We start from the raw sequence: 14,583 nt of genomic DNA, 5'->3' as shown, positions 1-14,583 counted from the left end.
TAGCCCATCTGTCACTGACTGTTATCTACATAAGGTTGAATCATTTCTACAATAGCTTCATCTTCAAAGTCTTCTACTAATTGCAAAACTTTCTGAGTAAATGTTTCATATCTGACATCTAAATCATGAATACGCTGTATTTCTGCTTTGATATCCACAACGTAACCGGCTTTAGCAGCTTGATATAAATTTAACAACTCACTAGCCGGCGGGAAAATTATTTCCTCTAGTTCTGAATGGGATTTATGCTCAAAATTAAGTAAGGTGTTGGGAATATATGATATATCTGAATTTCCATCTGTACTCACGACTGGTAAATCTAATTCAAACCAAAACCTGCTTCCTGCTTCATATGTACTTTCAACGTTGATTTGACTACCCATCATTTCTATAATCTGCTGACTAATTGTTAGCCCTAAACCTGTACCTGCGGATTTTTGTAAAGTATTTCCTAATTGTTCAAAGGGCAAAAATATCTTTTCCAATTGTTCAGGTAGCATACCAATGCCTGTATCGATAATTTGGAAACTAATTCTTTTTAAGGGGGGCTGTGTGTTTATATCACGCGCTATGACTTCTACGATAAAACTTACTGCACCTTGTTGAGTAAATTTAATAGCATTGCCCAAAAGATTAATTAAAACTTGTCGGAGGCGTTTTTCATCGGTTTGAATAGTTATCGGTAAATCCTCATCTATGCGACAGCTAAAATCCAGAGATTTTTGTTCAGCCTTAATACGACAAATATCAGCAACTCCCAATAGTAGTTTTTTAAAATCACATATGTCAGGGTATAGTTCTAATTTTTTAGCTTCATTTTTGGCGATATCTAAAATATCATTTATTAGCGTTAATAAATGAGAGCCACAATCGTGAATCACATTAATACCTTGCAGTTGTTCAGCACTAGTATAGGGATTGAGTTGCAAAAGTTGTGCGTAACCAATAATGCCATTTAATGGTGTACGTAATTCATGACTGATATTCGCTAAAAATTCACTTTTTGCCCGATTGGCTGCATCAGCAGCTTCTTTGGCAGCAGTAATTTCTGCGGTTCTTTCAGCTACACGTTTCTCTAGTTCTTGATTGGTAGTTTCTAAAAATGTAAAATATTCCTTTAGTTGCCCTGCCATTCGATTAAATGATTGAGCCAGTATGTTGATTTCTTCGACATCAGAATTGACTACTGTTTGCTCTAAATTACCAGATGCAATTATGCTACTAGCTTGAGTTAATTGAACGATGGGAGATGCTATCCAACGGGAAGTATACACACCTATAGCTGTAGCCAAAACTAGCGCAACCAAACATGACAAAATAGTTGTACGATTGCTGGCATTAATTTCTGCCATAAATTCGTTTTCAGGAACAACTACCACAACTAGCCAATCTAACCCTAGTGAATCTCGCCAAGGTGTTACTTGTACAAAATTTCTTTCATCTTGTAAATTTAAAATACTTTGTTGTGTAGACTTAATATTTTGTAGAGAACCAAATTTTTGGATTAAATGTTTTGTTGTACTTTTTATAATATAATTCTTACTATTTACAGCTGATAGTCTTTGCGATTTACCATTGACAACATTGTATGGTACTTCATTGCTAGAAGTAGCTACTATCATCCCAGAACGCTCTAGAATAAATACTTTTCCGGTTTTACCTACTTCGAGTTTCCCTAGATAACTACTAATCTGTGACAATATCAAATCTACGCCTATAACACCAGAAAACTTGTATTTTCCTTTATTAAGAGGATAACTAGAAGATATAGATAGTATTTCCGGTTTATCTTCCCATTGATATATTTGACTCCATATAGGTTTATTTGCCTGTACTGCATCTTTATACCAAGCTTCTAAGCGAGGATCATAATCTTTAACTTCTATTAATTTTCGGCGACGTAGTTGCTCATCTGTTGTATAAATATGAAGTTTACCTAACCCTTTAGCCTGAGAGACTTCGTTAATTAATAACTGTCCATTATCTAAACGTTCAACACCAATATATTCACCTTGGCGGTTAGCAAAGTTAATATAACCAATGTTATATACTCGCATTTGTTTGGCAAAATAATGACCTGTTAACTGGAAATCTGCCAAATTGAGAATCCCCATTTCTACAGCATCCAGGTTAATTTGATTAATTTGATGGGGTGTAGTTAAGTAAGTATCTAAGTGTTGTTCAACTAATTCATTGACTCGATTTATTAGTTGATGAGCCAGTTCATTGACAGCTTTTTGCCCATTCCTAAAAGAAATGTATCCCACAATTGATACTGTGGTAAAAATCTGCATGACAAAAGGAAATATTAAGATGAAACGGAGAGGCCATTTTCTAAAAATTTGAATAGTAGTACGCGTCATTATTTGTTAATTCTGGATAGGTGGGAAAGCTAGCTATCAATAAGTGTGATTATTTTTCCCATTCTTCCAGTATCAATACCACAAAGTGTATTAATACCCTAGCTCCAAGACAATATATTTAGTAGTTATATTAAATATATTGAGAATTTATAGTTAATTGTTAACATGATATCAAATTGATAATGTCTTCAAACTGAGTTGATTACTAGTCAACGATAGTTGAAGATAAAATAAGTCCGCCTAAGCGGACTTGTATGAAGGTATATTTCGAGCATTTTCATGATGGCGATCGCTTTGATAAATTTCTCTATCTCATACCGTTTGCCCAAATCTTACTGATCATATAGACAGATTGGTATCATGAGGAGATTTCCGCACATCGCTAAAGATTTCAGCTACTTGATTTTTTGCTTAATAAACGTCACTACTTGAGTTAACTGTTTCTTCAAGCTCTCAATCTCAGCCTGCATTTTCTCAATTTTCTCATTCAATGCCTGAATTTCCGCCGCAGAAGCAGTGTTCACTTCCGTATTAGCAACTACCGCAGTTGTACTAGCAGTTGCTACTGGACTATGTGTCACTGTAGCTGTAGGTGCAGCAACATTTCTTACAGTAGCAGCTGCTACTGCCACAGGTTCTGTACGCGGTAATTTAGCTTTAGTCATTGCTGACTTAATCGCACCAATTAACTGTTTTTGGTCAAAAGGCTTACCGAGAAATTCAAAATACTCGAAAGGTTCACTAATTTTCTCAGTTACTTCTTCCTTGCGACCAGACATAATCACTAAAGGAATCTTTCTTAAATCAGGATGAGCCTGGACTTGCTGAAAAACCTCCCACCCACTCATTTTGGGTAACAGAAAATCCAACATAATTAAGCTGAGTTTTTCTTGACGGATAAAATTTAGTCCTTCTAAACCGTCTTTTGCTTCCAATACCTCAAAATTGCCAGGAGGTAGCATTTCCCTAACTTTTACCCTGACAACGGTAGTGTCATCGATAACTAGAATTTTGTTACTTGCCACGACTGATTGCTCTAAAAGAATATTTAAGTTTCAATAACGGTCACTGCGGTTGACTGTGAGAATGCTCCCACTATACTCAACATTGTGATTAATTGGGGGATAGTATATTTCGGTATAAATCTCGTTATGGCTAGTGTTTTAATAAACTTACGGATGCGGAGAGTAGATTTTGTGTCATGGTAAAATTTAAAGCCTATATAAATTTTGAGTTCTCAGCCTTAGTTAATCAGCTATTTCCAGTAATCTTGGAAAAGAATTAAATTTTCTAATACCTAGTGACCAGTTTTGAATCGACTATGACACCAAATCGAGATAGGTAGTATTGTTGCGATATTCTGGAACAGTCTAAGAATCTAGGCTTTTCATCCAAAATCCAAAATCCAAAATTGGTATGACTTCTTCTCAACCAGCCGAAATCAAAGCGGAAATTATGGCTATGCCCAGTTGGTTACGCCGTTCTATCGGCAAAGCCAGCGAAATTTCCACAGTACAACGCATAATTAAACAACGCCAAATTCATACAATCTGCGAAGAAGGTCGTTGTCCTAATCGGGGTGAATGCTACGCCCAAAAAACCGCCACCTTTTTATTGATGGGGCCAACCTGCACTCGTGCTTGTGCTTTTTGTCAAGTTGATAAGGGTCATGCACCCATGCCGCTTGACCCAGAAGAAGCTCAAAAGGTAGCGGAAGCTGTACAGCTTTTAGGATTACGTTATGTGGTGTTAACTTCCGTAGCTCGTGATGATTTGCCAGATCAAGGAGCTAGCCACTTTGTCAAGACAATGACGACTATTCGTCAACTTAACCCAGACACACAAATTGAAGTTTTGACACCGGATTTCTGGGGCGGTGTGGGTGCAAGTGAAACTACGCAAAGTCAACGTCTGGCAATGATTGTACAAGCCCAGCCGGCTTGCTTTAACCATAATATAGAAACGGTACGACGCTTAACAGGGCCAGTGCGTCGGGGTGCTAAATACGATCGCTCTTTGCGGGTACTAGCTATAGTCAAAGAACTCGATGCCACCATTCCCACCAAATCAGGATTAATGCTGGGACATGGCGAAACAGTAGAGGAAGTGATCACAACCATGAAAGACTTAAGGGCAGTAGGATGCGATCGCATCACCATCGGTCAATATATGCGCCCTTCTCTAGATCATCTCCCAGTGCAAAAATACTGGACACCCGAAGAATTTGACCACCTTGGCAAAATCGCCTGGGAAATGGGATTTACTCATGTCCGTTCCGCGCCTCTGGTTCGTAGTTCCTATCATGCGGAAGAGTAGGGACTGGGGAGAGAAGGCAGGGGGCAGGGGGCAGGGAGAAACGGAGAAATTTTTTCCCCCTTGCCCCCTGCACCCTGCACCAATTCCTCTTTTATTTACCAACTAACATCGGTTCTAGAATCGATGTATTGAGAATTTGGGTGTATAGTTGGCTTAATTTATCTGCTACGCCACCCCAACTGAACTTAGAGGCAATATGTTTTCTCGCAGCCTCACCTAATTCATCTCGCCACGCTGAATTGAGAAGAATTCTGTCAATGGCAACAGAAAACGCATCAGCGTCTTTGGGTGGAACTAATAAACCAGTTTTTTCGGTGACGACTGTAAACTGCAAACCACCCACATCACTAGCTACTACTGGTGTACCACAGGACATTGCTTCAATTGCTACTAGTCCGAAGGGTTCGTAATGGCTGGGAACTACACACACATCCGCCGCCGCGTAGTAAGTCGGCAAAATCTCTTGTCCCAGACGACCAGGAAAAATTGTCAATTCGCTCATGCCCAATTCTTGTACAATCCCTGCAATGCGATCGCGTTCTCTACCATCGCTAGCCCCAGGAGTGCTACCACCACCAATAATGAGTTTGAGTTTACCAGAATTACGTAATTGCGACTGATTCACCGCACGTACTAAAGTTTCTATGCCTTTGCGCGGATCAAAACGTCCTACATACAATATGACTTTGGCATCAGATGCAATCCCTAATTCGGCTCTCGCTGTTTCTCTATCTATTGAGCCAAATTGTTGGATATCTGTACCACAAGGAATCACATCAATATAACCTTTTGTGGAAACTAGCGATCGCATATGTTGCTGTTCTTGCGGACTAGTCGCAACAATTCTGTCTGCTGTTTCTAAAACCTGTTTTTCTACAGCTAACCGTTTCGTGGCAATCAAAGGAATTGTATCTACACTTTTGTATTTAACTGCACCTAAAGAGTGATATGTATGAACTTGTTTGCTACCTTGAAGAGCCTTCAATTGCATTCCTACCCAACTAGAAAGCCAATAGTTTGTATGTACAACTGGATATTTAATAATGTGGTTCTCTCGTTGGAATTGCAGTAACTGCTGCACAAATTCTGTTAAATGTTTGAAGCCCTGATCTCTAGGGACAAATTCTACTGGCCCAGCTGTTAAGCGAATTGTTCGACAAGATGGACTATGCTGCACAATTGTCTCTTGCTCAGGACTAACTCTGCGGCTAAACATATCAACTTGCCAGCCCAAATCCGCTAAGGCTTTACCTACTTCACGCACGTACACATTTTGTCCCCCAGCTTCCTCTTTACCAATTTCAATAGCTGGATCTCCGTGGACGGAAATCAAAGCTATACGTTTTTCAGTGTTAGCGTTCATACGTTTGTGTGTTGCTGATGTGAATAAAGTTGTGAGCAGTTCCCAGATTACTTACAGTGCAATTACTTGGATTATGTAGGAACTTTGGAGTAACCTTTATTTTAATTTAATATGTCAAATATTTTTATCTATCTATTGCTAGGATGATACTTTCTTTCTTGGTATTTATATTTGATTTGTTTATACACAAGTAGACATAATCAAACCTAATCCTTGTGATAGATGAAGTTCTATTTAACTAAAGATTAAAACGCAGATATACTCTTATTCCCAATAGCAATTAATCCGTTTCCTTACTGGAAAATACTGCTTCTATCTCCATAGATATACTATTATTAGTAATAAAAAGTATGATTAAACTACCGTATTTGTACTTGATTATTTCGTCCCAATCTTCATGGATTCATGAAATAAGAGTTCATATGGACTAAATCTTCAGTGTTAATACGTAGTAAAGATTTACGAGTTAAATCAGTCTGTTTTTTCTAAAAAAAACGCCAAATATTACTAATAAATAACCATATTTTTTGTAGCTTAAAATACAAAATTATCTAAAAATCTAGTAGTCTGCCAAACAAATTATGATAGGTTATAATCCCCGACTTCTTTAAAAAGTCGAGGATCTGAACCCCACAATCTGTGAAAATCAATCCAGTAGAATACTAATATTTAGGGAATACAAAAAATTAATTAACCACAATTAGAGGTTGCTGAAAAGTTCTGTGGCGGGTGTAGGAAACAGGGAACAATCTCACCCCTATGTTTCCCTTCGGGTGACGCTCCTGCGTCGCGAACGCGGCAAGATCGTCGTTCGCATCCTTACGGGTACTCCTACGGAGAAGCAAGCTACGTGTAGCGTCTCGTTGGCGCAGCCTCTTGTAGAGAAGATAAGGCTGACGGCAACATGAGGGAAACCCCCTTGTCTGCGACACACTCCGCGTTCACGTTCGCGGAACATCTCTGGGAGAAGACTGCACCGACTAACCTTTTCCCTATTCGCTGTTGAGGGACTTCCAGATAAAAAATATCTAAGCTGTAGGGTGCGTCAGTGTGAGAAAACCTAACTATACCAAGAGGTTATTCATACTGACGCACCCTACTAAGCTGTTTATTTGGGATAATTTATTTTTTGGTGTTCCCTAAAAATTAAAACCCCTTTAGCCCTAATTCAACACCTAATCAGACTAAAGAGGTTATTCATCTATAAGAAAATCTGACTACTCCTGTTGAAGACAGAAGTTTCGAGCATTTTACCGCAATGAAATCAGATTCCAGTCGAGGAGTTTTTCTTGCCCTCACTCTGGTGATAATGACTCTGGAAGATTCAAAAAAAATTGATGAGTTAACTGAAACTAAGTACGATCGCAACTTTTATCGAAATTAGCGGTACATTTCGCAATAAAAGAGCGATCGCACCCAAAATCGTAGCTATCATTAACCCTCAGTTGAGCCATGACGGAAACTTAAACAATTAAAAATTAAAAATCAAAAAACTCTGACTTTTAATTTTTAATCTTTCACTTCTTGCACCTAGTTGGTAGTCTGAGCAGCTAGCATTTGCTTGAGCTTTTCTAGCTCCGAAGCCCAACGCGGATCGGGACGAATTGCGTCTGAGTCAGAGGTGCTTGTGCTGGTTTCGCGTCCACCACCACCACGACGAGACTTCTTAGAACCTTTCTCACGTCGAGAACCTTCTTTGTTGGTTTTCGGGCTAGGATTACCGCTAGCAGCAGGTGTTGGAGCTGCTTGTTCGTCTCCTTCCTCACCTTTAGTACGAGGTAATGCTTTTTCTAGCTTGATGGGTGTTTCTTTGAACAACTGACCATTATATTTTTCGATGATTTGATCAGCTTGCTCATCGTTGTTGACTGTCAGAAAACCAAAACCACGGCATTTGCCAGTTTTGCGGTCTTTGATTAACTTAGTAGTCACCGCATCACCTTCGGCGGCGAACACCGCTTGCAGTTCTTGACGATCTATTTCTTCTTTTGGCAAATTGCCTATATATAGGCGAACGGACATGAACTATACCTCCAGAGTTGAATGAACATGGCAAGGCAAGAAAACAACTGCTTGGTGTTGGCTGTTAAATGCTATTGACCAAGTCTGCCATAAACCAATTTTTTTACTCCAAACTGTCAATCTTTACAATACAGTTTTTTGTTGGGATCAAACTTAACTGAATCCAAAAGCGCATATAACGCTATGCTAGTACCACCTTAATTCTAGAAGTTGTAAATTTGTTTTTAATTGTTTCTTGCCGTCAGCATTTTTTTCAATGCTTTCGCCCGCAGAATTAAACACCATCCCTTACATTACCACGGTATTTTCTACGTAGCTAGTTCAGCAGACACTTTTTTTGCAATTCTATTGGGGCATCGTAGCATAAAACACATATTTTCTCAAGAAGGAATATTGAAGATGGAAACAAAAACCAGCCAATGGCTGGTCAATTCGCTGCTGTGTTTAGGAGGATAAACATGAATAGATAGGCGTGTACAGGCAATGGCAGTTACCAAGCTGAGACGCTGTGTAATTTCAGTTACCAATATATTTGTAAACAAATGTAACATTGATCGACGATTTTTGCAATATTTATTTACATCTGAATGTTGGACATTGGGAATAGTTATGGCATTCAAACTTAACTACCCAGTTGCAATCAGCGCAAAGTTTCAAAAATCAATCTCTTTTACCTTTCTTTTTACTTTTGCCTTTTGCCTTTTACCTTTGGGACTAGCCTGTGAGAAAAATATAAGCACCCCAAGCTTGGGCTATAACGGCTATGACGGTAGACCAAATGGGATGGGGACTATTGAGAGTTTTACCGCCTTGAGTTTGCAGGGTGTGGATATCTATCCAGGGTGTTGCACCTCGACGCAACCAGCCAGTAACGGTGACTTGACGACCGATTAATTCTTGATGGTAAATTGGCTGTCCTAACCAAGAAATATGGTGTAGTTTCACTAAACCTGTGGTGGATTGTAAAACTAAGTCTTGTGCTAGAGCGTTACTAATTCCAGGACGACCTAGTAACTTACCAACAAAACGCACCTTAATGCTATCGATGGGGATGCTAGAGGGGTTGGCTAATAAGTAAGGTAACTGTTCTTCGGTATGGACGTTACTCGCTTTAATGTCTGGAAAAAAGGAATTCATCCTGATTACCAAACCAATGCTAAAGCAGATCAAAAGACAACCTGTCACAAAAGACCAATCTTCGTAAATCCACTTCAGGTTGATAATTCTAACAGCAAAGGCGGTTTGCCAAGCTAACCAAATGAAACCTGCAAACACGAAGCCGAGAGGAATGCCCAAAAATGGGGCAATTTGCAGTAGGAAAGATTGACGGGTAACTGTCAGTGCTTGCTGGCTGAGGGACTGTTGACTAGCCAGATGTAGTTCTGGGTCAATGTGCCAATGGCGTGCTATTTTACACAGGCGTTCAATGCGATCGCCAATCAGTGGATGTGTATTGTTCCATATCAACCAACGGCGATAGGGGTTGATACTATCCCACATCAACATTGACTCAAAATTGAGATGACCAGCAATGCTGCCAAGGGTAACACTTTGTTGATAACTAACTGGCAGTAATAGATTCAAGCTTTCTAATTGCCAACTGGTAAATTCTGACTTTTGGATATCAGCAGCAATGCCAATGGTAATTTTGAGTAAGGCACGAATTAAGCCATTGGGATTACCTGTGATTTCGGCGGCAAGGCGATCGCTATAATAAGGACGCAACCGCGAATATAACAAAGCCGTGCCAGTCAGCACACACCATAACCCATAGGTGAGACTAGAGACAATGGTAAACGGCCAATGCCATATGCCCTTAGCCGTCGTGTTGCCCCAATCTGAGACTTGCTGATAGAGTCGATAAATTGGTAGCGTCACCAGCAAGATTAAAGACATGAGGACAAAATCTTTGTAAGTGATTTGTCCTAACTGTGCCGCATAGATGGTAGCAATCTCATCATCTGCCAGTTGATCTAACAGACCTTGACTGACGACAATTCGGGCATTTCTGGGTAAATTGCCATAGGTGAAAGCTATAGGTGCAGCCGTGGGTAAAATTCGCAATTGGGGCGATGGCCAGTGACGTTGTTGGCAGTAGCGATGCAATACACGGGATGTTTCCCGACTATGATTGTTTAAAACATCTTTAGACAACTCACGTTGACCGTAAAAGTTTGCTAATAGCCAATCCAATAACCAAGGTGAGATGGCGATCGCAATGAACAAAATAGCAAATAACGCTGGGGTAGGATCACGATAGAGAAACTGCACAGGCTCTAAATACGGCAGTTTTACTAAAGCCAAGTTAATCGAGTCGATTGTGAAATTGAGCAGTTCTCGCAGCACCCAAAACAGTGCCATAAACGTGCCTGCTGCCAATAATCGCAAGGGGATTAAACCTGTTTTTTGTAAAGGCTGCCAAACCTTCGCGCGTTTTGCCTGTCGCCAATAAACACCAAATTCCTGAGTTTTGTTGTAACTGGCTTGATTAATCAAGGGATTGCCAGCTAAACTCTGTCCCTGATAGACATTTTGTAACCCTACAGAGGGCAAAGTTGAAGCGTAGTTAGGTTGAGATTGAGCTTGTGTTTGTTGTGATGCCTGTTTAACTTGAGTATTATCTGTTTTTTTACGCTTCTTTTTGGTCAAATGTACAAGGGCGGTTTTTGCCCATTCTTGTACCTTGGGGTTTTGACTATCAGTGAGAGTTTGACACAGGGCGATCGCCTTACGAACTTCGCCACTGCGCGCATAAGCCATGACTAAACCTACCCTGGCCTGTAAACCAGCAGTCTCATTGCCCTGATGACTAGCTAAAGGTTCCAGGTGAGCGATCGCTTCTCGATAATTTCCTTGTTTGAGGGCAACTAAACCAGCCTCCAAAGACGATTTAGCGTGTGAAGGCATAGAAATCTTGACACTCCATCTGTGTGATTTGATCCACGGTTATATAACAGGGAACAGGGAACAGGGAACAGGAAACAGTGAAGAAAGCCATTGTAAATCTAAAGTTTTCTGATCACTGTATGTTCTCATCCAACTGATAACTGCTATGACCAAGCGCGAATCATCAGATGCCGTGTACATCAAGGCCAGTGGTTTCTAGGAGGAGGCAGGGGGGCAGGGGGCAGGGGGCAGGGGGCAGAATAACTCCGCACTCACTACTCAGCACTCAGCACCGGCTAAACGCCGCGCTACCGCTAACAGCACGGGCTAAACGCCCCGCTTCCGCTAACAGCACTCAGCACTAACTCACTCTTCAACTGCCTTTTGACTAGAAAACACTGGGGCGATCGCGCTGAGTTTTAACTCTGGATGATCTCCCTGTAATTGTTGACAGTTCCATTCGTTGCGGAACAGTAAAACTGGGCGACCCATATTGTCTTTGACTGTGGTGGTGTTAAAAATACGTCCCACCTTGTCCAAAGCTTCCCAGCCACCTTCTACCCAACGAGCAACGCTGTAGGGTAATAGTTCTAGCAGGGTCTCTACACCATACTCGTTTTGTAAGCGAAACTGCACCACTTCAAACTGTAACTGCCCCACGGCTGCCATAATGGGGTCGCGTTTGGCTTCATCAACGGAATACATAATTTGCACTGCACCCTCTTCCCGCAATTCGGAGATGCCTTTTTGGAATTGCTTAAACTTGGAGGGGTTGGGATTGCGAAGAGTCGCAAATAGTTCTGGTGAAAAATACGGAATCCCTTCATATTCCAGCTTCTGCCCCGTGTAAATTGTATCGCCGATCGCAAAAACACCTGGATTATTTAAACCGATGACATCACCTGGATACGCTACATCAATAGATTCTCTCTCTTGAGCAAACAGTTTTTGGGGTCTAGATAACCGCACAACTTTGCCAGTTCGAGCATGATTCACTGTCATATCTTTTTCAAACTTACCAGTGCAGACCCGGATAAAAGCGACGCGATCGCGATGTTTAGGGTCCATATTGGCTTGCAATTTGAAAACGAAACCGGAAAACTCTGGATAAGTGGGGGGTACTTCACCGACGCTACTGACATGGACACCTGGTTTTAAGGCATTGTCGAGGAAGGATTTCAAAAATAACTCTACCCCAAAGTTAGTCATGGCACTACCAAAGAAAACTGGAGTCATTTTGCCTTGATGTACCAAATCTAAATCTAATTCTGGGCCGACTCCTTCTAATAGTTCTAGATCATTTTTGAGTTGGTGATACAAGTCTTGTTCCAGTAATTCTTCAATGCGCGGATCACCCAAGTTGACAACTGTATCACGGGCTTCCTTACTACCGTGGGAAGTGCGTTCAAACAAGTGAATTTGCTGCTGTTTGCGATCAAACACACCTTTAAAGCGATCGCCCATACCTATCGGCCAATTCACCGCATAGGTTTGCAAACCCAACTCTTGCTCAATTTCGTCTAATAATTCCAGTGGTTCTCTACCAGGACGATCTAATTTATTTACAAAGGTAAAGATTGGTAAACCACGTAATTTACAAACTTCAAATAATTTGCGAGTCTGAGGTTCTAGACCCTTAGCCGCATCAATCAGCATCACTGCATTATCAGCCGCCGCCAGAGTCCGATAGGTATCTTCACTAAAATCTTGGTGTCCAGGAGTATCCAGTAAATTAATTTGACAATTTTGATATTCAAACTGTAATACTGTAGATGTGATAGAAATACCCCGTTGCTGTTCCATCGCCATCCAGTCAGAAGTCGCCTTACGCTGCGCCCGGCGCGCCTTCACTGCACCAGCCTCATGAATTGCCCCCCCGTAGAGCAACAACTTTTCCGTCAGCGTAGTTTTCCCAGCATCAGGGTGAGAGATAATCGCAAAATTGCGCCGCATCTCAACTGCTTGACCCAATTCTGCCTGAAGTTCAGTTGACATAAAATTATATTTACTTCCTTGTTACGTAACTTAATGCTTTTCTACTTTAGCGAGTCTCTTCATCTTAAAACAACGCACCTCACCAAAAGTAACTCAAAATTAAAAAGCATCAATTAAACCACACCCAAAAAACTCCGCGTACCTCCGCGTTAAAACTCCAACTTACTCACCCATCATAAACTTTTAATAAAAATTATCATAAAACCTTCCAAAAAATTGAGAATTTAGAAGTAGATAATTGAAAGTTAGTTCAGATCTCAATGACAATTTCCAATATTTGTCTAACATCATGCTAAAAACAGACCGCCAAATATTTTAGATTTTGAGATAACCAATCCAAAATTCAAAATCTAAAATTCTTCCGTCTCCTGCCTCTTGTAAAATACAAAATTGCCCCACAGCTTGAGCAGGAGTAGGGCAAAGGACAGTTAAGCACTGTCTGTAGTCTGGCTGACAATAGCGGAATTTCGTCCGGCTTTTGTGACGCTTTGTTTTGTGTCCATCACATTCGTATTTTTTCACAGAAATTTATGTTTCCCACCCATCGCCCCCGCCGTCTGCGTACCCATCCCCAATTGCGCCGGATGGTACGAGAAACCATAGTAACGACAAATGATTTAATCTATCCCTTGTTTGCTGTACCAGGTGAGGGCATTGCCAATGAAGTCAAATCCATGCCTGGAGTGTACCAACTTTCGATAGATAAAATTGTCGAAGAAGCCAAAGAAGTTTACGACTTAGGCATTCCCGCCATCATTTTATTTGGTATTCCAGCCGACAAAGACACCGATGCTACCGGTGCTTGGCATGATTGCGGTATTGTGCAGAAAGCAGCCACAGCAGTAAAATCAGCCGTACCAGATTTGATTGTGATTGCTGATACTTGTTTATGTGAATACACCAGTCATGGACACTGCGGTTATTTGCAAGTGGGTGATTTGACAGGACGAGTTCTCAACGACCCCACCCTAGAACTATTGAAAAAAACCGCAGTTTCCCAAGCTCAAGCCGGTGCTGACATTATCGCGCCTTCGGGAATGATGGATGGCTTTGTACAAGCAATTCGCTCTGCTTTAGATGAAGCAGGATTCCAAGACACACCTATTTTGTCTTATGCTGCTAAGTATGCTTCGGCTTACTATGGCCCATTTAGAGATGCAGCCGAATCTACACCCCAATTTGGCGACAGAAGAACCTATCAAATGGACCCTGGTAACGCACGGGAAGCGATTAAAGAAATTGAGCTAGACATTGCTGAAGGTGCAGATATGCTCATGGTCAAGCCAGCTTTAGCATACATGGATATCATTTGGCGTGTGAAGGAAGCAAGCAATTTACCTGTGGCTGCTTACAACGTTTCTGGTGAATACTCAATGGTCAAAGCTGCGGCCTTAAATGGTTGGATAGATGAACAGCGCGTAGTTATGGAAACCTTAACCAGTTTCAAACGTGCTGGTGCAGACTTGATACTCACCTATCATGCCAAAGATGCGGCTAGATGGTTGCGATCATCTGTGTAATGTTGAGAAATCAAGAAATGAGTGTTTTTTTAGGCGTAGCAATGCTACGTCTTTTAATTTGAAAGTTTGTAGTGAGAAATTTAGTTCTCAGGAAAAGGACTAAAGTCCTTACTACGAA

At 41.0% G+C, this 14,583-nt stretch carries 9 protein-coding genes; 2 read left to right on the top strand and 7 right to left on the bottom strand.

Features of this window, described 5'->3' with window-relative positions; translation table 11 throughout:
* Positions 1-11: 11 nt before the first annotated feature.
* On the bottom strand, positions 12-2,363 hold the full coding sequence (locus tag CLI64_RS13180) for an ATP-binding protein (RefSeq protein WP_103137657.1): 2,352 nt from the start codon (positions 2,361-2,363) through the stop codon (positions 12-14).
* 395 nt (positions 2,364-2,758) lie between these two features.
* Positions 2,759-3,388, bottom strand: a complete 630-nt coding sequence (locus CLI64_RS13175; RefSeq protein WP_103137656.1) for a response regulator — start codon at positions 3,386-3,388, stop codon at positions 2,759-2,761.
* Positions 3,389-3,779: 391 nt separating this feature from the next.
* Between CLI64_RS13175 and lipA the strand changes: the two genes are divergently transcribed.
* Positions 3,780-4,679 carry a lipoyl synthase gene (gene lipA / locus CLI64_RS13170; protein WP_103137655.1) on the top strand — a complete coding sequence of 300 codons (900 nt, stop codon included), beginning with the start codon at positions 3,780-3,782 and terminating at the stop codon, positions 4,677-4,679.
* Between the two features lie 91 nt (positions 4,680-4,770).
* On the opposite strand, the gene CLI64_RS13165 is transcribed toward lipA, so the two are convergent.
* The 5 genes from CLI64_RS13165 to CLI64_RS13145 all read right to left on the bottom strand — a co-directional run bounded on the left by CLI64_RS13165 (position 4,771) and on the right by CLI64_RS13145 (position 13,467).
* Entirely contained in the window at positions 4,771-6,042 is a 1,272-nt protein-coding gene (locus CLI64_RS13165; protein ID WP_103137654.1) for a glycosyltransferase family 1 protein, read from the bottom strand.
* Between the two features lie 1,530 nt (positions 6,043-7,572).
* Entirely contained in the window at positions 7,573-8,064 is a 492-nt protein-coding gene (locus CLI64_RS13160; protein WP_103137653.1) for an RNA-binding protein, read from the bottom strand.
* Positions 8,065-8,778: 714 nt separating this feature from the next.
* Positions 8,779-10,971 (bottom strand): zinc metalloprotease HtpX, encoded by a 2,193-nt coding sequence (locus CLI64_RS13155; RefSeq protein ID WP_103137652.1) that lies wholly within the window; start codon positions 10,969-10,971, stop codon positions 8,779-8,781.
* Between the two features lie 345 nt (positions 10,972-11,316).
* Positions 11,317-12,945 carry a peptide chain release factor 3 gene (prfC, locus tag CLI64_RS13150; RefSeq protein ID WP_103137651.1) on the bottom strand — a complete coding sequence of 543 codons (1,629 nt, stop codon included), beginning with the start codon at positions 12,943-12,945 and terminating at the stop codon, positions 11,317-11,319.
* A 315-nt stretch (positions 12,946-13,260) separates the two neighbouring features.
* Positions 13,261-13,467 (bottom strand): hypothetical protein, encoded by a 207-nt coding sequence (locus tag CLI64_RS13145; RefSeq protein WP_103137650.1) that lies wholly within the window; start codon positions 13,465-13,467, stop codon positions 13,261-13,263.
* 8 nt (positions 13,468-13,475) lie between these two features.
* Here CLI64_RS13145 and hemB point away from each other — a divergent pair, with 8 nt between their 5' ends.
* Positions 13,476-14,465 carry a porphobilinogen synthase gene (gene hemB, locus CLI64_RS13140; protein ID WP_103137649.1) on the top strand — a complete coding sequence of 330 codons (990 nt, stop codon included), beginning with the start codon at positions 13,476-13,478 and terminating at the stop codon, positions 14,463-14,465.
* Positions 14,466-14,583: the final 118 nt, after the last annotated feature.

The organism is Nostoc sp. CENA543 (assembly GCF_002896875.1).
GTDB lineage: Bacteria > Cyanobacteriota > Cyanobacteriia > Cyanobacteriales > Nostocaceae > Trichormus.
This window is presented reverse-complemented; position numbering and strand designations above follow the sequence as displayed.